Below are 22621 nucleotides of genomic sequence, written 5' to 3' on the forward strand. Positions count from 1 at the left end.
CAGCACGGTGGCGGCGGCGTCCCCGGCGTGGTCGAGCGTCGGCGTCTTGTCGTCCAGCGCGTGCGCCGCGCGCAGCGGCCAGTGCGGGTCGAACAGCGCCGGCCGGCCGAGCATGACGACGTCGGCGCCCGGGGTCGCGGCGAGCACGTACGCCAGGCCGGGGTGGTGGTCGCGGGTGGGCGTGCCCGCGTCGGCGGTGAGGACGACGGCGCCGTCCTGCGCGCGGGCGTGCCACGCGCCGCCGCCGAGCTCCACCTCGGTGCTGACGAGGACGTCCAGCGGTGCCGTCGCGGTGACCTCGAGCAGCAGCGCGTCGCGGTCCGAGGCGGCGACGGTGCGCACCTCGACGCGCACCCCGTCGAGCGCGTAGACCCAGCGGGCCTCGCCGACGTCGAGCACGAACGCCGAGGGCGCGCCGAGCAGCCGCCACGCGCCGTCCACCTCGACCAGCACCCGGACGCCGTTGGCGCGCAGGAGGTTGAGGTGGTTGCGGTGCACGGTCGTGAACGTGTCGAAGGTCGTGTTGCCGAGGACGGTGTGCGAGCCGAACACGCCGTGCGCGAAGACGGTGGTGGACAGCACGGGCCGGTCGGGGCTCAGCGCGTCGCCGGCCAGCAGCACGTGGCCGTGCGGGCGGACCAGGTCGAGGTCCTTCTCGCCGCGGACGACGTGCACGCCCGTGGGCGTGAAGAACGACAGCACGCGTCCCGCGGCGTCGCGCTCGACGTGCCGCGCCCCGTCCCCGAGGGCGAGCAGGGCGTCGTCGGTCAGGGGCGCCCCGCCGAGCAGGGGAGCGGTCGCGAGCAGCGAGCGCTCGGCCAGGGCGTCCCCGTCCGGCCCGGCGGGGTCGCCGGCGCGGTCCGCGGCGTCCGCGTGCGCGTCCGCCAGCCCCGCCAGCGCGGGCACCTCGGCGGCCAGCTCCGGCAGCGCGTCCGGCATCGCCCCGCGCCGGTCGTCCCAGTACCGGCCGACGACGTGCAGCACCAGCGGCTCGGCCAGCGCCGACGGCCGGGACAGCAGCGCCGCCATCGCCATCTCGTGCTGGCGCACCCGGTCGGGCCACGGCTCGCCGGACAGGAACGCGGGCGTGCGGCCCGCGCGGGCCGCCGGGCCGTACAGGTCGAATCCGTCGGTGCCCGCCGCGGCGGACCCCTCGGCGACGGCGAGCGCGAACAGCGGCAGCTCCGGCGCGGAGGTCATCGTCTGCCGGGACAGGACGACCGTCCCCAGCCCGGGCTGCTCGGCGAGGCGGTGCGCCACGTACTGCGCCACGTACGGCTCCGAGGAGGACGCCGCCTGCGCCGGGGCGAGGGACAGGTCCTGGAGCGCGGCGACGTCCCAGGTGGCGCCGGCGAGCGCGTCGGGCCCGCCGTCGGGGGCACCCGCCCGCGCGAGCGCCACCCGCCAGACCAGCGCCGTCCGGTCGGGGTCGAGCACCAGGTCCACGGTCCAGCCGACGCCCAGGCCGGTGCCGGTCCAGCGCACCGAGCCGGACCCGGCCCGCCAGGCCGCGCCGGACCGGCTGCCGGTCAGCGGGACGTGCGCCACGGCGCCGTCGGCCGTGGTCCGGCGCAGGAACAGCCCGGCGATGCCGGCGTCGTGCACGCCGATCCGGTACTGGTTCACGAGGCGGTCGCCGGGTGCGGCGATCTCGGCGACGTCACCGGCGGGGGTGATCCGGACGGCGAGGCCGCCGCCCGCGTCGACGGTGCGGGTGCGGTCGGTGCGGTCGCGGTGCAGGCGGGTCAGGGTGTCAGGCATGTCGGGGTCCCGGGGTGTCGATCGGTCGGGTGGTCGTCGTCGGGCGGGCGCCGGCGGGCAGGAAGCGCTCGACCGCGTCGCGCAGCATCCCGGCGGTGGTGCGGTACCAGAGCCACACCCACACGCCGCCGAGCAGGACGAGGAGCAGGTCGGAGGCCGCGGCCGCCACGGCGACCGCCCCGGCCAGGAGCGCGAGCGTCCCGAGCGAGGCGCGCCACCGCGCGCCCAGGTAGTACGCGCCGGCCCGGAGCGCGGCGGTGAGCGGCAGGCGGAAGAAGGTGCGCAGCGCCAGGGCGTGCAGCGCCACGACGAGCAGCAGCACGCCGGCCCCCGGGGCGAGCCCCGCGACCAGGGCGGGTACGCCGGAGGCCCGCGCGCCGGCCGCCACCAGGACGACGAGGCCGCCGAGCAGGCACACCGGCGCCGCGACGGCGGTCGCGTCGCGCCACCCGAGCCGGTAGCCCCGCCCGAAGGCCCGGGCCAGCGGCACGCGGGCGTCGACGTAGTGCTCGCGGACCGCGTACAGCCCGGCGGACAGCGCCGGCCCCGCCGGGATCGCGGCGAGGGCGACGAGCCAGGTGAGCGACGGGTCCGGCCGCAGCAGCAGGCCGAGCACGACCAGCGGCAGGTTCGCCGCGGCGAGCAGGGCCGCGAGGCCCGCGCCCCAGGCGAACGCGGTGACCGCGCGACCGAACGGTCCGTCGCCGACCTCGTCGCCGCGGCGCGGCCCCGGCCGGGAGGGGTCGCGGTCGGCGGGGGCGACGGGGAACGTCGTCGGGTCGACGGTCACGACGCCGCCCCGGCCACGACCGTGAACCCCGCGCGGAGCAGGTCCCGGGGCCGGCTGCTCGGCCCCACCAGCAGCTCGAACCCGCCGGGCTCGACGACGCGCCGCCCGGCGGCGTCGACGATCGTGCAGTCCGCCGCGGGGAGGGCGAGCGGCACCCGCGCGCTCTGGCCGGGCGCCAGCTCCACCTGGGTGAACGCCTTCAGCTCGCGGTCCGCCCAGGACGCCGAGGTGACGAGATCCCGGACGTACACCTGCACGGTCTCCAGCGCGGGCCGCGCACCGGTGTTCGTGACCGTCACGTGCGCCCGCACCACGTCGTCCGCCGTCACCTCGGGGGTCTCGACGGCCAGGTCGCCGTACTCGACGGTGGTGTAGGACAGGCCCTCGCCGAACGCGAACGCCGGGTCCTGCGTGAGGTCGGCGTACCGGACCCCGTGCTGCCCGCGCACCTGGTTGTAGTACGTGGGCTGCTGGCCGACGTGCCGGGCGAACGAGATCGGCAGCCGGCCGCTCGGCTCCACGCGCCCGAGCAGCAGGTCCGCCAGCGCCCGCCCCCCGGTCATCCCCGGGTGGGCGGCCCACACGAGCGCGTCGGCGCCCAGGGCGGACGGCGGCAGCACCATCGGCTTCGACGCCTGGAGCACGACGACCAGCGGCGTGCCGGTCGCCGCGACGGCGTCCAGCAGCGCGATCTGCCCGCCGAGCAGCTCGAGCGTCGCGGTCGAGGTGCCCTCGCCCACGAGCTCGATCCGGTCACCGACCACGGCCACCACGACGTCCGCGTCCCGCGCCGCGGCGACGGCCGCCTCGAGCTGCGCCGGGTCCACCGGTGCGGGGGCCACGACCTGCGGCCGGGGCTGGCCGTCGGGGAAGAACGGTCCCTCGGGGTCGTCCTCGTGCGTGAGGATCTCGGCGCCGGGGGAGTACGTGACGGTCCAGCCGTCCGGCACCCCGTCGCGCAGCCCGTCCAGCACCGTGGTGATCATGGCCCGCGGCTGCCCGTGGGCCATCTGGCCGACCTGGCCGGACGAACCGGCCCAGTCGCCGAGCTGGGTCTGCGGGTCGTCGGCGAGGGGACCCACGACCGCGACCGTCCGCGGGCGGTCGCCCGTCAGCGGCAGCAGCCCCTCGTTCCGCAGCAGCACCAGCGACCGCCGGGTGAGCTCCAGGTTGAGGTCCTGGTGCGAGCCGATCACGGCGCCCATGGTCGCGAGGTCGGGCCGCCGCCGGTCCTCGAACAGCCCGAGCTCGAACTTCAGCGTCAGGATCCGGGACACGGCCGCGTCGAGGTCGGACTCGGCGATCAGCCCCCGGGCCACCGCCTCCTGCGCGCCCTCGAAGAACCCGGCGGTCGTCATGATCATGTCGTTGCCCGCCCGGACCGCCGCGGCGGACGCGTGCACGTGGTCGGGCTGCACCTGCTGCTCCCAGACCATGCGCCCGACGTTGTCCCAGTCGGTGACGAGCATGCCGGTGTATCCCCACTCGCCGCGCAGCACGTCGGTGAGCAGCCAGTCGTTGAGGGTGATCGGGACGCCGTCGATGGTCTGGTACCCCAGCATGAACGTGCCGCAGCCCTCGCGCGCCACCCGCTCGAACGGCGGGAGGAACCACGACCGCAGCTTCCGCGGCGACAGGTCCGCCTCGGAGGCGTCCCGGCCGCCCTGGGTCTCCGAGTACCCCGCGAAGTGCTTGGCGGTCGCGAGCACCGCCGTGGGGTCGGCCAGGCCGTTGCCCTGGTACCCGCGGACGGCCGCGCTGGCGAGCTCGCCGATGAGGAACGGGTCCTCGCCGAAGGTCTCGTTCACGCGCCCCCAGCGCAGGTCGCGGGCGACGCAGAGCACGGGGGAGAAGGTCCAGTGCAGGCCGGTCGCCGCGGCCTCGACCGCGGTGGCCCGGGCCATCCGCTCCACCAGGTCGGGCGACCAGGTGGCCGCCATGCCGAGCTGGGTGGGGAAGATGGTCGCGCCGTCGCAGAACGAGTGCCCGTGGATGGCGTCCTCGCCGATCAGCAGCGGGATGCGCAGCCGGGTCTGGTCGGTGAGGTCGTGCGCCTCGAGGACCAGCTCCGGCGAGGCGTGCAGGACCGAGCCGACGTGTTTCTCCAGCACCTGCTCCTTCAGGCCGTCCGGGGCCGACAGCTGCATCATCTGCCCGACCTTCTCCGCGAGCGTCATGCGCGCGAGCAGGTCGGCGACGCGGTCGGCGACGGGCAGGGTGGCGTCCAGGTAGTCCATGGGCTCCTACTTGATCCCGGTCATGGCGATGCCCTGCACGAAGTGCTTCTGCATGGCGATGAACACGGCGAGCACGGGCACGATGATGAGGACCGAGCCGGCCATCTGGAGGCCGAACTCGGCGCCCTTGTCCCCGGTCGGGCTGGTGTACAGCGCGAGGGCGACGGGCAGGGTGTACAGCGAGTCGCGCTGGGACACGATGAGCGGCCACAGGAAGCCGTTCCACGAGCCCATGAACGTGAAGATGGCCAGCGTCGCGAGCGGCGCGCGGCACAGCGGCAGCACGATCCGGGCGAAGATCCGGAACTCGCCGGCGCCGTCGATGCGGGCCGCGTCGAGCAGGGAGTCGGGGATCTCCAGCATGAACTGCCGCATGAGGAAGACGCCGAACGCGCCGACCATGCCGGGCAGGATCATGCCCCAGTAGGTGCCGACCATGTTGAGGTTCGCGACCAGCACGAACTGCGGGATGAGGGTGACGATGCCCGGCACGAACATGGTCCCCAGGACGACGGTGATCAGCACCTTCTTGCCCGGGAACTCCAGCTTGGCCAGGGCCCAGCCGACCATCGAGCAGAACAGCAGCGTGGTGGCCACCGACACGACGGCCAGGAACACCGAGTTGACGAAGTACCGCGTCATGTCGAAGTCGAAGAACCAGGCGCGGAAGTTGTCGAGCGTCGGCGCCTGCGGCCACCACGTGATGGGGCGGCGCATGATCTCGGCGTTGGTCTTGAACGCGCCGAGCAGCATCCAGACGAACGGCAGCAGCGTCGCGGCGAGGCCGACCGTGAGCACGGCGAACAGGGCGATCCGGCCCGGCGTGATCCGGCGGCGGCGGCGGTGGACGACGGGTGCGACCGGCACGGCGGTCGTCGCGGGCGCGAGAGGGGTCGAGGTGCTCATGGTCATGTCCTCTGCCGGAAGAACCGGAACTGGATGATGGCGAAGATGCTGATGATCGCGAACAGCACGTACGCGCCGGCCGCGCCCACCGAGTAGTTCCCCCACTGGAACTGGTTGAACACGTAGAGCGCGATGGACGTCGTCGACTGCAGCGGACCGCCGTTGGTCATCACGAACGGCTCGTCGAAGAACTGCATGAAGCCGGTGGTCGTGAGGATCGCGTTGAGCAGGATCGTCGGCATCATCATCGGGATCGTGATGCGGAAGAACCGCTGGACCGTCGACGCGCCGTCGACCATCGCCGCCTCCTTGACCTCGGCGGGGATGGCCTGCAGGCCGGCGAGGAAGATGACCATGCTCGACCCGATGCTGCGCCACACGGCCATCAGGGTCAGGGCCGGCAGGGCGGTGCGGGTGTCGCCGAGCCAGTTCGGCCCGTCGATCCCGATCTCCGCGAGCAGCGAGTTGATCAGGCCGTTCGGCTGGTACATGATCCGCCACACCACGGCGACGGCGACGATCGTCGTCACCACGGGGGTGTAGTAGCCGACCCGGAAGAACGTCGCCGCCCGCCGGCCGAGCGCGTTCAGCATGACCGCCAGCACCAGCGCCGAGAACAGGGACAGCGGGACGCCGACGACCACGAAGCCGAGCGTGTTCCGCAGCGCCCGCAGGAACGTGGTGTCGGACAGCACCTCCGCGAAGTTCGACAGGCCGACGAAGTCGACGGCGAACGGGGTGCGGATGTCGTTGACCCGCAGGTCGGTGAAGGCCATCCCGAACGAGCTCACGAGGGGGACGAGCCCGAACACGCCGAACGACAGGACGAACGGCGCCGCGAACAGCCAGGCGATCAGGGCGGTCCGGCGCCGCCGGGCGGCCAGGGACACGGACTTCCCCGGCCGCCGCGACGTCGCGGGCGGCGTGCGCCGCTGGGTGGTGGTGCTGGTCACCAGCCGAAGCCGATCTGGTCGGCCTGGTCCTGGATCGCCTCGGCCGCGTCCTGCGACGTGATCTCGCCGTGGGCGACCCGCTCGGCGTAGATGCCGATCTGCTCGGCGATCTGCGACCACGACGGGTAGCTCGGGGTCTCGACGGTGTTCGGCATCTGCTCCTTGAGCACCGACATCACCGGGCTGTCGTCGATCGGGGCGTACTCGGCCGACTCGACCCGCGACGGGAACGAGCCCGCGACGTCGAACAGCGTCTTCTGCTGCTCGTCCTCGAGCAGCCACTGCAGGAAGGCCCAGGAGGAGTCCTTGTTGTCGGAGGACGCGAACACGCCGAGGTTGCCGCCGCCGATGTACGAGTCGTTGTTGGCCGAGCCGGCGGGCAGCGGCACGTACGCGATCGACTCCTCGGTGAAGCCCTCGGGCGCCGCACCCGTGTCGATCAGGTCCTGGTAGGTGTCGACCATCCACGGTCCCGAGATCAGCAGCGGGGAGCCGCCGTTCTCGAACGTGGCCTCGGTCTCGGACAGCGGCGCCTCGCCGCGGTCGAAGAAGCCCTTGTAGAAGTCGAGCGCCTCGACGAACTCCGGGGTGTCGAACGTCCAGGCGTCGCCGTCGGTGACGGAGCCGCCGGCCTGCGACAGGAACGGCACGATGACCTGCGCCGGGTTCTCGATGGGGCGCGGCAGGCTCATGCCGTACTCGCCGCCGGGGCGGGAGGCGAGCGCGCCGCTCAGCTCCTCGAGCTCGGCCCAGGTGGTCGGGGCGTCGTACCCGAGCTCGGCGGCGAGGTCGGCCCGGTAGAACAGGAACCGGGTCTCGACGTACCACGGCACCGAGTAGAGGCCGTCCTCGCCGGTCACCGAGGCGACCGCGGCGGGGTAGAAGTCGTCCTCGGCGAACACGCCGTCGGGCACCGGCGCGAGGCCGCCCATGGCGATGACCGAGGCGGTCTGGTCGGCGCCGGTCATCACGATGTCCGGGCCGGTGCCGGAGGCGACGGCGGTCTGGTTCATCGTGATGATCTCGCCCCAGGGGACCTCGGTGACCTTGATGGACGCCTCGGGGTTGTCCTCGGTGAACTGCTCGCCGAGGGTGCGCAGCGCGTCGCCGTTGCCGGCGGCGGCCCAGATCTCGATCTCGCCGGTGGCCTCGTCGGCGACGGCGCCGGCCTCGGCCGCTCCACCACCTCCGCCGGTGTCGTCGGACCGGCCGCAGGCGGCGACCGGCCCCAGGGCCAGGGTGGTGACGGTCGCGGCGACGAGGGCGCGCCGGACGGTACGACGGGTCATGTGTTCCTCCTTGAACGGTGGTCTCCGCCCGCGCCACGGCGCGCGGGGTCGACCAGCGCCGACACTGGCGTGAAAGCGTGTAATGCGCTTTACAAGATCCGGAATCTAAGCGTGTAGACTGGCGCTGTCAACCCGGTCCCGGGCGTGGCCGAGGGTCGGCCGCCACTCGACGTCGAGGAGCTCCGCGTGGCACGCCGCCCCACCGTCTACGACGTCGCCGAGCGCGCGGGGGTGTCGATCACGACGGTGTCGTTCGCGTTCCGCCAGCCCGGCCGCGTCGCCGCCACCACCCGCCAGGCGGTCATGGACGCGGCGCACGCACTCGGCTACGTGCCGTCCGCGAGTGCCCGCGGCCTGGCCCGCGGGGCCACCGGGGCGTTCGGGCTGTACTCGTTCGACATGATGCTCGCGGACGCCGACGGCGGGGCCGCGCCCGTGCCGCTCGAGGCGGCGGCGGTCCCGGAGGGCGACCCCCGGGTGTTCCCGCTCTACGTCGACGAGGTCGAGCGCGGGTTCGCGCTGGAGTGCCGGGAGAACGGGCGCGCCCTGCTGCTCGCGTCGGGGGCGCCGAGCGGCGCGGCGATGTACGACATCGCCGGGCGCGTCGACGGGCTCGCGATCTTCCCGGGCACGCACAGCCTGGACGCCGTGCACGCCATCGCGCAGTCCGTGCCGCTCGTCGCGTTCAACACGCCCGGCTCGGACGCGTCGTTCAGCCACGTCGCGGTGGACAACCGGGCCGCGATGACCGGGCTGGTCGGGCACCTGGTGGGCGTGCACGGGGTACGGGACCTGGCGTTCGTGGGCGAGGGCTCGATGTACGACTTCGCCGAGCGGCTCGCCGGGTTCCAGGACGCGGTCGCGGCGCTGCTGCCGGACGCGCCGCGGCCGGGGCCCGGGCACGAGGGGCTCGCGTCCACGGAGTGGCTCGCCGCGCTGACCGACCTGGCCGTGACCGACCGGCTGCCGGAGGCGCTGGTGTGCCAGAGCGACCAGGCCGCGCTCGTGGTCCTGGACGTGCTCGCGGAGCACGGCGTCGACGTGCCCGGGCGGGTGCGGGTCACCGGGTTCGACGGCATCCTCGCGGGGCGGCTGTCGACCCCGGCGCTCACGACCGTCCGGCAGCCGTTCGAGCACATGGGCCGTACCGCCGTGCGGATGCTGCAGGACCGGGTCGCGGACCCGGCCTCGGCGTCGCAGTTCCGGACGCTGCCGACCCGGCTCATCCCGCGCGCGAGCTGCGGCTGCGCCGGCGGGGACCCGGCCGACGCCTGACCACCGATCCGGCGTCGGGTGGGGTGCCGTCGTCAGGCGCGGGGGGCGCGCAGGGCGCGGTCCAGCAGCTCCTCGAACGCCCCGGCCACCTCGCGCGCGCCCTGACCCGGCCACGCGTGCACCGGCTGGGCGGCGCCCTGCGCCTGCTGCAGCGCGGCGCGCTCGGGCACGAACGGCGTCAGCACCAGCGGGCCGTACAGCCCCCGGAGCTCCTCCAGCCGGAACGCCTGCTCGACGGACCGCGCCTTGACCCGGTTCACCACCACGCCGAGCGGCTGCAGCTGACCGGCGGGCCCGCGGCGCAGGTCGTCGATGGTCCGCATCGCCCGGCCGACCGCGGTGACCGAGAACAGGCCGGGCTCGGTGACGACGACCGCCCGGTCGCAGGCCGTGAGACCGGTGCGGGTCAGCCCGCCCAGCGACGGCGGGCAGTCCACCAGCACCAGGTCGTAGTCGTGCACCCAGGCCAGGGCGAACCGCAGCCGGTCGACGTCGGTGTCCGCGCCGTCGTAGGCGTCGTGGCGCGAGGACGCCGCCGACCCGACCAGCACGTCCAGGCCGGCCTCGGCCCACGCGCTCGGCGCGGTCGCGGCGGCGATGCTCTCCGCGGTGGGCGAGTCGAGCACCCCGGCGACGTCCGCCTGCGCGCCGGCCGTGGCCAGCGCGAGCGTGCTGTCGCCCTGCGGGTCGAGGTCGACCACCAGGGTGCGCAGCCCGCGCTCCAGCGCCGCGGACGCCAGCCCGAGGGTCACGGATGTCTTCCCCACGCCGCCCTTGAGCGAGCACACTCCCAGCACCAGCACGGGCACACGGTAACGGGCCCACCGGGGTTCGCGGAATCGCGCGTCCCGTCGGCGGACGCCCGGCTCGACGCCACGCCCACCTGGGGCGATGCTGGCCCCATGACCGACAGCACCACCACCAGCACCACCGAGATCACCCACTGGGGCCACGCCTGCGTCCGCCTGGAGCGCGGCGGCCGGCGCCTCGTGATCGACCCCGGCACGTTCAGCGACCTCGCCGTCCTCGACGACGCCGACGCCGTCCTGGTCACGCACGAGCACGTCGACCACGTCGACGTCGACCGCCTCGCCGCCGCCCTCGGCGCGCGCGACGGGCTCGCCGCGTGGGCCCCCGCGGACGTCGCCGCGCAGCTCACGGAGGCCGGCGCGCCGGCGGACCGGGTGCACGCGGTGGCCGGGGACGACGCGTTCGACGCGGCGGGGTTCGCGGTCCGCGCCGTGGGGGAGTGGCACGCAGTCATCCACCCGGACGTGCCCCGCCCGCACAACGTCGCGTACCTGGTCGACGGCGCGCTGCTGCACCCGGGCGACTCCTTCACGCCGCCGCCGGCCGGCACCGAGGTCGAGGTGCTGCTCGTGCCGGTCGCGGCGCCCTGGCTGAAGCTCGCCGAGGCGATCGACTACGTCCGGGCCGTGCGGCCGCGGGTCGCGGCGCCGATCCACGACGCGATCCTGTCCGACCCGGGCCGGGCCCTGGCGGACCGGCTGGTCGGCGGCCTGGGCGGGGCGGGCGCGTACGTCCGCATCGCCACGGGCGCCCCGTACACCTGGACCCCGCGCGCCTGAGCGGCCAGTCGCCGAAGCTGCAGCAGATGCTGGGTTCCGACCTTCTGAACCCCGCATCTGCTGCAGGCTCGGCGGACCGGGCCCGGGTCCGGGACGCGGTTTCGGCGGGTCAGGTCAGGCGGGCCTCGGCGCGGGGGGCCGACGCGGCCAGCGTCAGCGCCGCCTCGCGACCGGCCGCGGTCACGCGGTAGTCGCCGCGGTAGGCGTCGAGCACGAACCGCCCGTCGGCGTCCGTGCGGACCGGCGTCGGGTCGAGCCACCACGCGCCGCGCACCAGCGCCCGCAGCGCGTCGTAGGCCGGCTTCGCCGTCCCGTCCGCCCGCAACAGGCCGGCCGGGGCGCCGAGCCAGGCGCCCGCGTCGCACAGCCCCCAGTAGGTCGCGGCCTGCACCGCCGGGTGCCCGAACAGGGTGCGGTAGTGCCGCTCGACCTCGTCGGCCTGGCGCGCCTCGCCCTCCGGCGTCGACGGCCAGGACGGCACCTGCCAGTCGTTGAGGTCCTCGATCTCCGGCGGCATCAGGTCCCCGGACAGCAGCGTCGTCTCGGTGAGGTGCAGCGGCAGCCCGAACCGCGCGAACCGGTCGAGCACCCCGAGCGTCCACTCCTCGCCGCGGTACCCCTGGTGCATGTGGGTCTGCAGGCCGATCGCGTCGATCCCGACGCCCGCGTCCAGGCAGTCCCCGATCAGGCGCTCGTAGTCGGCGGACAGGTCGAAGTCGTTGAGCAGCAGCGTCGCGCCCGGGTTCGCGGCGCGGGCGGCGTCGAACGCCAGCCGGGCCGTCGCCACCCGGCCGTCGCGGGCGCACAGCCGGGTCAGCCCGTTCGGCTCCTTGTCGAACACCGGCATGATGACGACCTCGTTGATCGCGTCCCAGGTGTCCACGACGCCGCGGAACGCGGTCACGTCCCGGGTGATCCGGTCCCGCACGGCGGCCGCGACCTGGTCCTCCGGGAGGTCCCGGAGCCAGGCCGGGGCGAGCGTGTGCCACGCGAGCGGATGACCCTTGACCCGGACCCCGCGCGCGGCGAGCCAGCGCGCCGCGGCGAGCAGCCGGTCGGTGTCCGGACGGCCGTGCTCGGGCTCGAACCGCGACCAGTAGAACGGCAGCGTGGCCGTGTCGAACAGGTCCAGCCACCGGTCGAGGACGGCCGGCAGCACCTCCGGAGCCGGGTCGTCGGGGCCCGGCTGCTCGCCGTTCGCGGCCGGGATCGCCTCGAACGCGGTGCAGCCGAACCCGAACGCGTGCCGGGCCTGGGCGACCTCGACCTCCGTGTCCGGCACCGGGCGGCCCGCTGCGTCGAGGACCGTGACGACGGCGCGCGCGCCGCGGTGGTCGAGGTCGGCGGGCCGGGGGACACGGACGTCCGGCATGGGGCTGCACTCCTTCGTGCGGGGGCGGTACCGGGAGATCAGGCCGGCGCGGCCGTCGAGCCGCGGCGCACCAGGGACGTGGGGAGCCGCACGTGCGGGTCGGGCGTGCCGCCGTCGAGCAGCGCGGTCAGCAGGCCGATCGCCGCGGCACCCATGCGCTGGATCGGCTGGTGCACCGTCGTCAGCGGCGGGTCGGTCTGCGCGGACTCCGGGATGTCGTCGAACCCGATGACCGACAGGTCGGCGGGCACCGACAGGCCCAGCTCGCGCGCGACCTCGATGGTCGCGATCGCGGACAGGTCGTTGGCCGCGAACACCGCGGTCGGCCGGTCCGGCAGGGTGAGCAGGCCGCGCACCGGCTCCCGGGTGGGCTCCTTGCGGTAGTCGCCCTCGCGGACCAGCACCTCGTCGACCGGGACCCCCGCGGCGGCCATCGCGCGGCGGAAGCCCTGCTCCCGCAGCCGCGACGACTCCAGGTCGGGGCGGCCGCCGACGAACGCGATCCGGCGGTGCCCGAGCTCGAGCAGGTGCTCGGTGCCGAGGACCGCCCCGGCGAGGTTGTCCGAGTCCACCGTGGGGAGGCCGGTGGGCCCGGTGTGCGGGTCGATCGCCACCACGGGCACCCCCGCGTCCGCCTCGACCACCGTGGGCGTCACGAGCACGGCGCCGTCGATCAGCGTGCCGCTCAGCCGGGACAGGTACCGCCGCTCCCAGCCCGCGCCGCGGCCGTGCAGGCCACCGGTGTAGGCGAGCAGCTCGTACCCGGAGTCGGAGTCCGCGAGCGCCGCCGCCGCGCCCTTGAGGATCTCGGCGGAGAACGGCTCGAACTCCGCGACGAGGATCCCGAGCACGTGCGTGCGGTGCGACCGCAGGCTCCGGGCGACCAGGCTCGACTCGTACCCGAGCCGGTCGATGACCTCCATGACCCGGCTCGAGGTCGCCTGCGCGACCCCGTACCGGCCGTTGATGACCTTCGACACCGTCGCGACGGAGACGCCCGCGTCCCGCGCCACGTCGGTGATGGTCACTCGCTGCCCCATGCGGGGGATCGTAGCCGCGCGCGGGGCCCTGCCAGGCCGGACGCGGCGCGTCGCGGTGGACCGGGGTCAGCGCCGCCGGGCGAGGTCCGCGGTCCCGTGCGCGGCGGGGTCCATCGCCAGCCGCAGCGCGACGTCGAGCGGGAGGCGGGTGCGGGCACGGCTGCGACGCGCCAGGAGCGCCGCGCGCTGGCGGGCGCGGGAGTCGTCGAGGCGGTGCGGTCGGTCCTGGTCCATGCCCACCAGCCTGCCGTGAGCCCGTGGCCTGGGGCATCGTCCCCGGGGTGGAGACCGGCGTACGCCGACCGGTGGACCCCGGTGCCGCCGCGGTACGGCGCGGCGCGCCCGCTCGCGGCCCGGCGCGCCGCCCCGTACCGTCCCCGGCAGACGGACACCGGGAAGGGGTGGGGCGGGCACATGTGGTTCGGACGACGGAGGGCGACCGCTCCGACCGGTGGGGACGCGGTGCGCGCGGCGGAGGTCGCGCGGGAGGACGCCGACCGCGCGCCGGGCGCCGGAGCGCTCTGGGCGGACGGATTCGGCCGCGTCGGCACCCGCTCGGTGCAGACCCTGGCGCTGCTCGCCCTGCTGACCGTCGCGGTGGTCGCGCTCACCCGGCTGACGCTGGTGGTGGTGCCCGTGCTGATCGCGCTCGTGCTCGCGTCGGCCATCCACCCGCTCGTGTCCTGGCTGCGCCGGCACCGGCTGCCGTCGATCGCGGCGACCTGGATCGCGCTCGTGCTCATCGTGGGCGTGCTCGGCGGCGTGATCACCGCGGTCGTCTACTCGGTCATCCACCAGTGGGACGACCTGGTGGACCAGGCCGTCGCCGGGGTCGGGGAGCTCCAGGACTCGCTGTCCGGGCTGCCGTTCCAGATCTCGGACGACCAGATCGCCGACGCGCGGACCGCCGTGACCGACTTCCTCACGTCGAGCAGCTTCGGTGCCGGGGCGATCGCCGGCGTGTCCGCCACCGCGAACTTCCTCACCGGATTCGTCCTGATGGTGGTCGTGCTGTTCTTCTTCCTCAAGGACGGCCCCACCATCTGGGAGTTCCTGCTCCGGCCGTTCGAGGGCGCGCGCTACGAGCGCGGGCAGCGGGTGGGGCACCGCGTGGTGACGACGATGGGCGGCTACGTCCGCGGCACGGCGATCGTCGCGGCGGTGGACGCGATCGGCATCGGCGTCGGCCTGGTGGTCATGGGCGTCCCGCTCGCGATCCCGCTGTCCGTCCTCGTGTTCCTGCTGGCGTTCATCCCGCTCGTCGGGGCGACGCTCGCGGGCGTCCTGGCGGCCCTGGTGACCCTGGTGGCGCTCGGACCGGTCGAGGCGCTGATCGTGGTCGGCATCGTCGTCCTGGTGAACCAGCTCGAGGGCAACTTCCTGCAGCCCGTCGTCATGGCGCGCTCGCTGGCGCTGCACCCGCTGGTCATCCTGGTCGCCCTGACCGTGGGCACCGTGCTCGCGGGGATCACCGGCGCCGTGCTCGCCGTGCCGATCGCGGCGTCGATCTGGGGCGCGATCCAGGTCTGGAACGGCCCGCACGAGCCGGCCCGCCCCGCCCAGCAGAAGCGCCGCGAGGTCACCGAGGGCCGCTGACCCGGCCCCGCCGTCGCGAGTTCGCCGGTTGCGCGCGAGTTCGCCGGTTGCGCAGCGGTCCGGGGCGCGGAACCGGCGAACTCGTCGCCCTCGGGCTCAGCCCGCGGTCCGCCAGACGGAGACGTGCGAGGTGCTCTCCGCGGTGAACGGCGCCTCCGTGAAGTCCGCCCAGCGCTCGGCGAGCCGCATCCCGGCGATCCGGGCCATGAGGTCGAGCTCCGCGGGCCAGACGTACCGGTGCGGCGACCGGCCCGTGGTCACAGAGCCGTCCCGCTCGACGGTGTAGTGGTGCGACACCAGGCGCTGCTCGACCACGTCGTACCGGTCGAACCCGAGGTGCCCCTCGCTCACGTCGAACGGCAGCGCGACCTCGCCCGGGGGGAGCCGGCGCAGCTGCGGGACGAACACCTCGCACACGAACGCCCCGCCGGGCTCGAGGTGCCGGGCGGCGTTCTCGAAGCACGCCACCTGCGCGTCCTGCGTCATCAGGTTCGTGATGCCGTTGAACACCAGGTACACGAGCCGGAACCGCCCGGGGGCGGTCGCCGTCGCCATGTCGCCGATCGTCACCGGCACCCGGTCCGCGCCGGGCTTCGCGGCGAGCCGGGCCGCCATCGGCGTCGAGCGCTCGATCCCGGCGACCGGCACGCCGCGGTCCGCCAGCGCGAGGGCGACCCGCCCGGTCCCGACGGCCAGCTCCAGCGCCCGGCCGCCGTCGGCGCGGTCCGCCAGGAAGTCGACCGCCGGCCCCAGCACCTCGGGGGCGAACATCGCGGCGCTCCCGGCGTCGTAGCGCGCGGCGACCTCCTCGGTCCAGATGTCCTCGTCCGTCACGGCCCCGAGGGTGCCACCGCCGGCGACGCGCAGGCCAGGTGATAGCGGCCGGGCGCCTGGCCGTGTTGAGTAGGGCGCGTCACCGCCGACGACGCCGGGAGGAGCCCCGCATGGACGTGCACCAGCTCGCGCAGGAGCAGATCGACCTCGCCCACCAGGACCAGCACGGACGCAGCGCCCAGATCGTGGTGCACGACGGACCGCTGCGGCAGACCGTCATCGCGCTGCGCACGGGCACGGTGCTCGCCGAGCACAACTCCCCGCCGGCGGGCAGCATCCTCGTGCTGCGCGGCACGGTGGCCGTCTCCAGCGCGGGCCGGGTCGACACGCTGCCGGCGGGCTTCCTGGCCACCCTCACGCACGACCGGCACGGCGTGGAGGCGCTGAGCGACGCGGCGATCCTGCTGACCACGGTGACCGGGACGGGCGAGCCCTCGCACGGCTGACCGCGCCCCCGGGGAGCCGGGGGCGCGGGAAACCGGTCGCGCGCCCCGGCCGCGGGTCCGTAGCGTGGCCGGCGTGCCGGACCCGATCTTCGCCGACCCGCGGCTCGCCCCGCTCTACGACGTGTTCGACGACGACCGGGCCGACCTCGCCCTGTACCGCGCGGTCGCCCGGGAGGTCGGGGCGCGCCGGGTGCTGGACGTCGGCTGCGGCACGGGCACCCTCGCCCTGCTGCTGGCGGACGACGGGCTGGCGGTCACCGGCGTCGACCCCGCCGCCGCCTCGCTCGACGTCGCGCGCGCCAAGCCCGGAGCCGACCGCGTCACCTGGCTGCACGGCGACGCGACCACGCTGCCGCCCCTGGCGGTCGACCTCGTCACCATGACCGGCAACGTCGCGCAGGTGTTCCTGGAGGACGCCGACTGGTCCGCCACGCTCCGCGGCATCCGCGCCGCGCTCGTGCCGGGGGGCCACGTCGTGCTCAAGACGCGCCGGCCCGAGGCCCGCGCGTGGGAGACCTGGGCCGCGGCCGACCGGGGGAGCGAGCGCGACGTGCCGGGCACCGGGCGGGTCGTGGAGGAGTTCGCCGTCACCGCCGTGGCGCTGCCGCTGGTGTCGTTCCGCTCGGTGTTCCGGTTCCCGGACGGCACCGAGGTGACGTCGGCGTCCACGCTCCGGTTCCGGACGCTGGACGAGGTGCGCACGTCGCTCGCCGACGCCGGGCTGACCGTCGTGGACGTGCGGGACGCGCCCGACCGGCCGGGGCTGGAGCACGTGGTGCTGGCCCGGCGCGACGACTGACCACGGGCGGCGCCGGCGGCCCGCGGGGTGCGCCGCGGGGCGCGGCCGTGGTGCTGCCCGCCACGGATGTCGATCCGGCGGTTCCCCGTTCGACACCCGGGTGAGAGGGTCCGGACGAGGGACCCGCGACCAGGGAGGGGCAGTGCCGTGAAGTACATGCTGATCATGCGGAGCACCGACGAGTGGGCGCCGGGCGCCACCGGCGTCGAGGACGAGGACATGATCGAGAAGATGAGCCGGTTCAACGAGGAGCTCATCGCCGCCGGCGTCCTCGTCGCGATGGAGGGCCTGTCCGACGACCCGGCCGAGAGCGTCGTCGTCGACTACGCGCAGACCCCGCCGGTCGTCACCGACGGTCCGTACAGCGAGGCGAAGGAGCTGTTCGGCGGCTACTGGATCCTCGACGTCGCGTCCCGGCCGGAGGCGGTGGAGTGGGCCCGGCGCGCACCGCTGGAGGGCCCCGGGGTCAAGGTCGAGGTGCGGCGGGTCGCGAGCATCGACGAGTTCCCCCAGGACAACCCGTGGATCCAGCGGGAGCGGGCGTGGCGCGAGGCGACGGGCCAGCTCTGACCCCGGCGTCGGGGGAGGGCCGCGCCGCGGTCGAGGCGGTCTGGCGGGCGGACGCCGCCCGGATCGTCGCGACCCTGGCGCGGTCCACCGGCGACCTCGCCCTCGCCGAGGACGCCGCGCAGGAGGCGCTCGCCGAGGCCCTGGTCGCGTGGCCGCGGACGGGCGTGCCGGCGAACCCCGCGGGGTGGCTGGTCACGACCGCCCGCCGGCGCGCCGTCGACGCGTTCCGGCGGCGGAGCGCCCTCGACGACCGGTACGCGGCCCTGGCCCGCGCCGTGGACCCGCCCGGGACGTCGCCCGACGCGGACCTGCTCCGGGACCCCGACGCGATCGGCGACGACGTGCTCGCGCTCATGTTCGTCGCGTGCCACCCGGTGCTGTCGCGGGAGGCGCAGGTCGCGCTGACGCTGCGGGTGGTCGGCGGGCTGACGAGCGACGAGATCGCCCGCGCGTTCCTGGTCCCCACCGCCACGGTGCAGGCGCGGATCACCCGGGCCAAGAAGACCCTGACCGCCGCCCGGGTGCCGTTCGCGGTCCCCAAGGGCGCCGAGCGCCGCGAGCGCCTGGGCCCGGTGCTGGCGGTCGTGTACCTGGTGTTCACCGAGGGGTCGACCGCGACCTCCGGGGAGGACTGGCTGCGCCCGGACCTCGCGCACGAGGCGGTGCGGCTCGCGCGCGTGCTCGCGCAGGTGGCGCCGGACGAGCCCGAGGTGCTCGGGCTGCTCGCGCTCCTCGAGCTCACCGCCGCCCGGTTCCCCGCCCGGGTCGCCGCCGACGGGAAGGCGGTCCTGCTCGAGGACCAGGACCGCCGACGCTGGGACCGGGACGCGATCCGCCGGGGCCGCGCGGCGCTGGCCGCGGCGGGCCGGGTGGGGCGCGGCCTCGGCGCGTACGGGCTGCAGGCCGCCATCGCCGAGTGCCACGCGGTCGCGGCGTCCGTCGAGGCCACCGACTGGGAGCGGGTGCTCGTGCTGTACGAGGCGCTCGGCCGGCTCGCCCCGTCGCCGGTGGTCGAGCTCAACCGCGCCGTCGCCGTGGCGATGGCGCGGGGTCCCGAGGCCGGGCTCGCCGTGGTGGACGGGCTGGTCGCCACCGGGGCGCTCGCCGCGTCGCATCTGCTGCCGTCGGTGCGGGGGGAGCTGCTGCGCCGGCTGGGCCGCGACGCCGAGGCGCGCGACGACCTCGCGCGCGCCGCGGCGCTGTGCCCCAACCCGGCGGAGCGGCGGGTGCTGCAGGACAAGATCGCCGGCCTCGCGCCGGGGGAGGGCTGACCGGCCCGGCCCGGCCCGCGTGGCGCGGGCGGGCGGACGCCCTGTACAGCACCACCGCGGCGCTGGCACGCTCGGGGGCAGACGACCGACCCGGACGGGGGAGCGATGCCCGACGACGACCGGCCCGACCCGACCGACCGCCGACCGCTCGCCGAGCGACCCGGCACGAACGGCTCGCCGTTCGGCACCAGCGTCCGCGACGCGCCGGCGCGCGCGCCGCGGCGGACCCGGGCGCTGCTGGCCGAGGCCGCCCCGTTCCTGGTGCTCGCCGTGGTCGTCGTCCTCGTCCTGGCCGGGCGGTGAGCGGCGTGGAGCGCGTGCTCGGCATCGGGGGCTACTTCCTGCGGGCGCGCGACCCCGAGGCGCTCACCCTCTGGTACCGGGAGCTGCTCGGGATCCAGGACGACGCGCACGGCCTGTGGCAGCAGGAGGCCGGCCCGACGGTGTTCGCCGCGTTCGAGCCGGACACCGACTACTTCGGGTCGCCGGAGCAGACCACGATGCTGAACTTCCGCGTCCGCGACCTCGACGCGATGCTCGCGCAGCTGCGGGCCCGCGGCGCCGAGGTCGCGGCGGAGACGCAGGACATGGCGGGCGTCGGGCGGTTCGGCTGGGTGACCGACCCCGAGGGCAACCGCGTCGAGCTCTGGCAGCCCGCCTGACGGCCGGCACGGGTCAGCGGGCGACCGGGCTCCCGGCCGCCGGGTGAACCGCCGCGCTCCGGGGGTGAAACCCGGCGCCGGACGGGGCACGCGAGGCAGATCGGGTGGCGACGGCACGTACCGTCGGCACCCCCGGGCCGGCCGCCGCCGTCCCCCCGCCGGCCGGAAGGAGCGCCGTCATCGACGCCGAGCCGACGGCCCCGCCGGTCGACGACCCGCGCTGGCGGGACGCCCTCCGGCACGTCCTCGCGGACCCCGCCGCGCACGCCCTGCACGCGCAGCCCGTGGTCGAGCTCGCGACGGGGTTCGTCGCCGGGTACGAGCTGCTGTCCCGGTTCGACGGTCCGTGGCGCGCCACGCCCGACGTCTGGTTCGCGGCGGCGCAGCACTGGGGGGCGAACCCGGCGCTGCAGGCGCGGGTGCTGGCCAAGGCGGTGGCCGCGCGGGCGGACCTGCCGCAGAACACCTTCCTCACCGTGAACGTCGACCCGCACCTCCTCGCGGACGACCAGGTCGCCGGTGCGCTGCTGCGGCACGCCGACCTGTCCCGCCTGGTCCTGGAGCTGACCGAGCACACCCGGCTGGACGAGGGCGGCCGGGTGCTGGCGGCGCTCGACCGGGTGCGGGCGGCCGGCGCGCTCGTCGCCATGGACGACGCCGGCACCGGGTACGCCGGCCTGGAGCTGCTGCTCGCGCTCCGGCCGGACATCGTGAAGCTCGACCGGGCGCTGATCACCGGCATCGACGCGGACCCGGTGAAGCGGGCCCTCGTCGAGGTGTTCGGCGACCTGGTCGGCCGGATGGACGGCTGGATCCTCGCCGAGGGCGTCGAGACGCGCGCCGAGCTCGACGCCCTGATCGCGCTCCGCGTGCCGCTCGCCCAGGGCTGGGCGCTCGGCCGCCCGCAGCCGCAGATGCTCCCCGCGCTGCCGCCCGAGGACGTCGCGCACATCCGCGCCACGGCGTCGCGCGCGTCGCTCACGGGCAACGTCGCGAGCGTCGTGCGACCGGCCCGCGCCGGGCGGGACCGCGACGGCGCGGACGTGCTGCTGCGGGACGACGGCCGGGTGACCGAGGTCCGGGACGGCGCCGGCCGGTGGGTGCCGGCGATGACCGTCGCGCCCAGCGCGTCGCTCGCGGAGGTCGCGCGCCGGGCCGTGCTCCGGCCCGAGCCGCGCCGCTGGCACCCGCTGGTCTGCACCGACGTCAACGGCGCGGTCATCGGGACCGTGCCGCTCGACGCGCTCGTGCTCGCCGTCTGCGACGCACCCGGCAGCTGACCGGCGCCGGTGACCGAGGGACCCCGGCGGGGTCCCGAGAACCCAGGAAGAGGACACCACCATGAAGGCCTTCCGCTGCGGCGACGTCGTCCCGGGCTGCGCCCGCGCGTTCACCGGCACCGAGGACGAGATCCTCACGCAGGTGGCGCGGCACGCGCAGGAGGACCACGGGCTCACGGAGATCCCCGCGGAGCTGGTCGAGCACGTGCGCGGGGCGATGGTCGCCGCCTGAGCGCGCGCCGGCCCGTCCCGGCCGCCGGCGCCGGCCCGTGTTGCCCGGCCACCGGACCGGGGCCACGCTGGACGTGCGGACCCGGCGACGCAGGGGGTCCCGGGCCGCACCGACGCGCGAGGCCGACGACGTCCGGCGAGCAGCCCCGTCGTCGCCCCGCCCACGGCAGGGGGACACCACATGTGCACAGGAATCAGGTTCTCGGACGGGGACGGCCACCTCTATCTCGCCCGCAACCTCGACTGGACCAGCGGCTACGGGGAACGGGTGGTCGTCACGCCGACCGGCTTCGCCCCGAGATCGCCGTTCGGCGCGGTCGAGGGCATCCGGCACGCGGTCATCGGCATGGGCATCGTCGCCGAGGAGACGCCGCTGTACTTCGACTGCGGGAACGACGCGGGACTGGTCGTCGCCGGGCTGAACTTCCCGGGGTACGCGGAGTACGCGCCCGGGCCGGTGGCGGGATCCACCAACGTCGCCGCCTACGAGTTCCCGCTGTGGGTGGCGTCCCAGTTCGCGTCGGTCGACGAGGTCGAGGCGGCCCTGGCCGACGTCGTGATCGTCGACCGGCCGATCAACGACACCTACCCGAGCTCGATGCTGCACTGGATCATCGGGGACGCGACGCGCGCGATCGTGGTCGAGCACACGAGCAGCGGCATGCACGTCTTCCAGGACGACGTCGACGTCCTGACGAACCAGCCGGGGTTCTCCTGGCACCACGAGAACCTGCGGAACTACCTCAACCTGTCGCCGGAGTTCCCGAAGGAGGTCGACCTGGGCCGGGCGCGGCTGACGCCGTTCGGGTCGGGGTCGTTCATGCGCGGCATCCCGGGTGACTACTACTCGCCGTCGCGCTTCGTGCGTGCCGCGTACGTCCACGCGCACTACCCGCCGCAGGACACCGAGGAGGGCAACGTCAGCCGCGCCTTCCACACCCTGCAGCAGGTCGCGATGGTGGACGGCAGCGCGGCGATGGGGTCGGGGGAGTTCGAGAAGACGATCTACACCGGGCTGTTCTCGTCCCGGACGTCGACGTACTACTGGAACACCTACGACGACCCGGCGATCCGGAGCGTCGCCCTGGCCGACCACGCCCCGGACGGTGCGGAGCTCCAGGTCGTCTAGCGGCCGGGCGTCACCCGCCGGGCGCCGCGGGCGCCCGGCGGTACCGCTCGTAGACCACGCGCCCGCCGAACGTCCGGGTGTCGACGAGCTCGAGGACCAGCGCCTCGGCGACCGGTGGCAGGAACGGCGTCCCACCGCCGAGGACCACCGGGTTCCGGAAGACCCGCACCTCGTCGAGCAGGCCGAGCGCGATCGCCTGCCCGGCGAGGTCGGGCCCGCCGATCGACACGTCCTGGTCCGTCGAGCCCACCGCGCGGGCGACCTCCTCGGCGACCGGTGCCGTGGCCAGCCGGGCGTTGCCCTCGACGCGGTCGAGCGTGCGGCTGAACACGACCTTCGGCAGCGTCGCCCACACGTCGGCGAACGCGTCCCCGAGCGGCGTGCGGCGCATCAGGGGGTCCGTCTCCCAGGGGAGCATCGTCTCGTACAGCCGCCGGCCGCACAGGTACGCGCCGAGCTCGCCGATCTGGGCGAGGCTGAACCGGAACTGGTCCTCGCTCGGCGCGCTCCAGGCGAAGCCGCCGGCCCGGTCCGAGACGAAGCCGTCGACGGACACGCTCATCGAGGAGATCAGCACGGTGCCAGCGTACG

At 75.3% G+C, this 22621-nt stretch carries 23 protein-coding genes and 1 pseudogene; 12 read left to right on the forward strand and 12 right to left on the reverse strand.

Annotation, left to right across the window (positions count from 1 at the left end):
* The 6 genes and pseudogenes from FA014_RS05330 to FA014_RS05355 form a co-directional block, all read right to left on the reverse strand.
* Positions 1-1761, reverse strand: a pseudogene (locus FA014_RS05330) (hypothetical protein); the annotation flags it as partial.
* Positions 1754-2551 (reverse strand): hypothetical protein, encoded by a 798-nt coding sequence (locus tag FA014_RS05335; RefSeq protein WP_154728668.1) that lies wholly within the window; start codon positions 2549-2551, stop codon positions 1754-1756. The pseudogene FA014_RS05330 and the gene FA014_RS05335, both read right to left, overlap by 8 nt.
* The gene (locus FA014_RS05340; protein WP_154728669.1) at positions 2548-4788 is read right to left on the reverse strand and encodes a glycoside hydrolase family 3 N-terminal domain-containing protein; all 2241 of its coding nucleotides are present in this window, start codon (positions 4786-4788) and stop codon (positions 2548-2550) included. Before FA014_RS05340 ends, FA014_RS05335 begins: the two co-directional genes overlap by 4 nt.
* Positions 4789-4794: 6 nt before the next feature.
* Positions 4795-5700, reverse strand: a complete 906-nt coding sequence (locus FA014_RS05345) for a carbohydrate ABC transporter permease (RefSeq protein ID WP_154728670.1) — start codon at positions 5698-5700, stop codon at positions 4795-4797.
* Positions 5697-6647, reverse strand: coding sequence for a carbohydrate ABC transporter permease (locus FA014_RS05350; RefSeq protein WP_154728671.1), 951 nt, complete (start codon positions 6645-6647; stop codon positions 5697-5699). The genes FA014_RS05345 and FA014_RS05350 overlap by 4 nt, the downstream gene beginning before the upstream one ends.
* The gene (locus FA014_RS05355) at positions 6644-7936 is read right to left on the reverse strand and encodes an extracellular solute-binding protein (RefSeq protein ID WP_154728672.1); all 1293 of its coding nucleotides are present in this window, start codon (positions 7934-7936) and stop codon (positions 6644-6646) included. The genes FA014_RS05350 and FA014_RS05355 overlap by 4 nt, the downstream gene beginning before the upstream one ends.
* A 186-nt stretch (positions 7937-8122) precedes the next feature.
* On the opposite strand from FA014_RS05355, the gene FA014_RS05360 reads away from it, so the two are divergent.
* Complete coding sequence (locus tag FA014_RS05360) at positions 8123-9211, forward strand: LacI family DNA-binding transcriptional regulator (protein ID WP_195969173.1); 1089 nt, start codon at positions 8123-8125, stop codon at positions 9209-9211.
* Between the two features lie 32 nt (positions 9212-9243).
* On the opposite strand, the gene FA014_RS05365 is transcribed toward FA014_RS05360, so the two are convergent.
* On the reverse strand, positions 9244-10014 hold the full coding sequence (locus FA014_RS05365; protein ID WP_154728674.1) for a ParA family protein: 771 nt from the start codon (positions 10012-10014) through the stop codon (positions 9244-9246).
* A gap of 99 nt (positions 10015-10113) precedes the next feature.
* Between FA014_RS05365 and FA014_RS05370 the strand changes: the two genes are divergently transcribed.
* The gene (locus FA014_RS05370) at positions 10114-10800 is read left to right on the forward strand and encodes an MBL fold metallo-hydrolase (protein WP_154728675.1); all 687 of its coding nucleotides are present in this window, start codon (positions 10114-10116) and stop codon (positions 10798-10800) included.
* A 109-nt stretch (positions 10801-10909) separates the two neighbouring features.
* Here the strand turns inward: FA014_RS05370 and FA014_RS05375 are convergent, their stop codons facing one another.
* The 3 genes from FA014_RS05375 to FA014_RS05385 all read right to left on the reverse strand — a co-directional run bounded on the left by FA014_RS05375 (position 10910) and on the right by FA014_RS05385 (position 13446).
* The gene (locus tag FA014_RS05375) at positions 10910-12172 is read right to left on the reverse strand and encodes an endo-1,4-beta-xylanase (protein WP_154728676.1); all 1263 of its coding nucleotides are present in this window, start codon (positions 12170-12172) and stop codon (positions 10910-10912) included.
* A 38-nt stretch (positions 12173-12210) separates the two neighbouring features.
* A complete protein-coding gene (locus FA014_RS05380; RefSeq protein WP_154728677.1) occupies positions 12211-13212 on the reverse strand; it encodes a LacI family DNA-binding transcriptional regulator in 1002 nt (333 codons plus the stop codon).
* Positions 13213-13278: 66 nt separating this feature from the next.
* Complete coding sequence (locus tag FA014_RS05385) at positions 13279-13446, reverse strand: hypothetical protein (protein ID WP_154728678.1); 168 nt, start codon at positions 13444-13446, stop codon at positions 13279-13281.
* Between the two features lie 228 nt (positions 13447-13674).
* Between FA014_RS05385 and FA014_RS05390 the strand changes: the two genes are divergently transcribed.
* On the forward strand, positions 13675-14808 hold the full coding sequence (locus FA014_RS05390) for an AI-2E family transporter (RefSeq protein WP_230322894.1): 1134 nt from the start codon (positions 13675-13677) through the stop codon (positions 14806-14808).
* A 96-nt stretch (positions 14809-14904) separates the two neighbouring features.
* Here FA014_RS05390 and FA014_RS05395 read toward each other — a convergent pair whose 3' ends face one another.
* On the reverse strand, positions 14905-15642 hold the full coding sequence (locus tag FA014_RS05395; RefSeq protein WP_230322895.1) for a class I SAM-dependent methyltransferase: 738 nt from the start codon (positions 15640-15642) through the stop codon (positions 14905-14907).
* 110 nt (positions 15643-15752) lie between these two features.
* Between FA014_RS05395 and FA014_RS05400 the strand changes: the two genes are divergently transcribed.
* The 9 genes from FA014_RS05400 to bsh all read left to right on the forward strand — a co-directional run bounded on the left by FA014_RS05400 (position 15753) and on the right by bsh (position 22030).
* On the forward strand, positions 15753-16088 hold the full coding sequence (locus tag FA014_RS05400; RefSeq protein ID WP_154728680.1) for a cupin: 336 nt from the start codon (positions 15753-15755) through the stop codon (positions 16086-16088).
* 73 nt (positions 16089-16161) lie between these two features.
* A complete protein-coding gene (locus FA014_RS05405) occupies positions 16162-16887 on the forward strand; it encodes a class I SAM-dependent methyltransferase (RefSeq protein WP_154728681.1) in 726 nt (241 codons plus the stop codon).
* 147 nt (positions 16888-17034) lie between these two features.
* The gene (locus FA014_RS05410) at positions 17035-17457 is read left to right on the forward strand and encodes a YciI family protein (protein ID WP_154728682.1); all 423 of its coding nucleotides are present in this window, start codon (positions 17035-17037) and stop codon (positions 17455-17457) included.
* Positions 17430-18728: an RNA polymerase sigma factor gene (locus tag FA014_RS05415; protein ID WP_154728683.1), complete on the forward strand. Its 1299-nt coding sequence runs from the start codon at positions 17430-17432 to the stop codon at positions 18726-18728. Before FA014_RS05410 ends, FA014_RS05415 begins: the two co-directional genes overlap by 28 nt.
* Before the next feature lie 105 nt (positions 18729-18833).
* Complete coding sequence (locus tag FA014_RS05420; RefSeq protein WP_154728684.1) at positions 18834-19031, forward strand: hypothetical protein; 198 nt, start codon at positions 18834-18836, stop codon at positions 19029-19031.
* Between the two features lie 5 nt (positions 19032-19036).
* Positions 19037-19390, forward strand: coding sequence for a VOC family protein (locus FA014_RS05425; RefSeq protein ID WP_154728685.1), 354 nt, complete (start codon positions 19037-19039; stop codon positions 19388-19390).
* A 104-nt stretch (positions 19391-19494) separates the two neighbouring features.
* Positions 19495-20670 (forward strand): EAL domain-containing protein, encoded by a 1176-nt coding sequence (locus tag FA014_RS05430; RefSeq protein WP_154728686.1) that lies wholly within the window; start codon positions 19495-19497, stop codon positions 20668-20670.
* 61 nt (positions 20671-20731) lie between these two features.
* Complete coding sequence (locus tag FA014_RS05435; RefSeq protein ID WP_154728687.1) at positions 20732-20902, forward strand: DUF1059 domain-containing protein; 171 nt, start codon at positions 20732-20734, stop codon at positions 20900-20902.
* Between the two features lie 180 nt (positions 20903-21082).
* Positions 21083-22030, forward strand: a complete 948-nt coding sequence (gene bsh / locus FA014_RS05440) for a choloylglycine hydrolase (protein WP_154728688.1) — start codon at positions 21083-21085, stop codon at positions 22028-22030.
* Positions 22031-22040: 10 nt separating this feature from the next.
* Here bsh and FA014_RS05445 read toward each other — a convergent pair whose 3' ends face one another.
* Positions 22041-22607, reverse strand: a complete 567-nt coding sequence (locus tag FA014_RS05445) for a dihydrofolate reductase family protein (RefSeq protein ID WP_154728689.1) — start codon at positions 22605-22607, stop codon at positions 22041-22043.
* Between the last annotated feature and the right edge of the window lie 14 nt (positions 22608-22621).

Origin of the sequence: Cellulomonas hominis (assembly GCF_005239125.1) — a bacterium.
GTDB lineage: Bacteria > Actinomycetota > Actinomycetes > Actinomycetales > Cellulomonadaceae > Cellulomonas > Cellulomonas hominis_A.

Excerpts from the sequence above, each read along its gene's own strand:
- FA014_RS05340 (WP_154728669.1), bottom strand. The coding sequence starts at position 4,788 with ATGGACTACCTGGACGCCACCCTGCCCGTCGCCGACCGCGTCGCCGAC.
- FA014_RS05345 (WP_154728670.1), bottom strand. The coding sequence starts at position 5,700 with ATGACCATGAGCACCTCGACCCCTCTCGCGCCCGCGACGACCGCCGTG.
- FA014_RS05355 (WP_154728672.1), bottom strand. The coding sequence starts at position 7,936 with ATGACCCGTCGTACCGTCCGGCGCGCCCTCGTCGCCGCGACCGTCACC.
- FA014_RS05370 (WP_154728675.1), top strand. The coding sequence starts at position 10,114 with ATGACCGACAGCACCACCACCAGCACCACCGAGATCACCCACTGGGGC.
- FA014_RS05375 (WP_154728676.1), bottom strand. The coding sequence starts at position 12,172 with ATGCCGGACGTCCGTGTCCCCCGGCCCGCCGACCTCGACCACCGCGGC.
- FA014_RS05380 (WP_154728677.1), bottom strand. The coding sequence starts at position 13,212 with ATGGGGCAGCGAGTGACCATCACCGACGTGGCGCGGGACGCGGGCGTC.
- FA014_RS05385 (WP_154728678.1), bottom strand. The coding sequence starts at position 13,446 with ATGGACCAGGACCGACCGCACCGCCTCGACGACTCCCGCGCCCGCCAG.
- FA014_RS05400 (WP_154728680.1), top strand. The coding sequence starts at position 15,753 with ATGGACGTGCACCAGCTCGCGCAGGAGCAGATCGACCTCGCCCACCAG.
- FA014_RS05420 (WP_154728684.1), top strand. The coding sequence starts at position 18,834 with ATGCCCGACGACGACCGGCCCGACCCGACCGACCGCCGACCGCTCGCC.
- FA014_RS05435 (WP_154728687.1), top strand. The coding sequence starts at position 20,732 with ATGAAGGCCTTCCGCTGCGGCGACGTCGTCCCGGGCTGCGCCCGCGCG.
- bsh (WP_154728688.1), top strand. The coding sequence starts at position 21,083 with ATGTGCACAGGAATCAGGTTCTCGGACGGGGACGGCCACCTCTATCTC.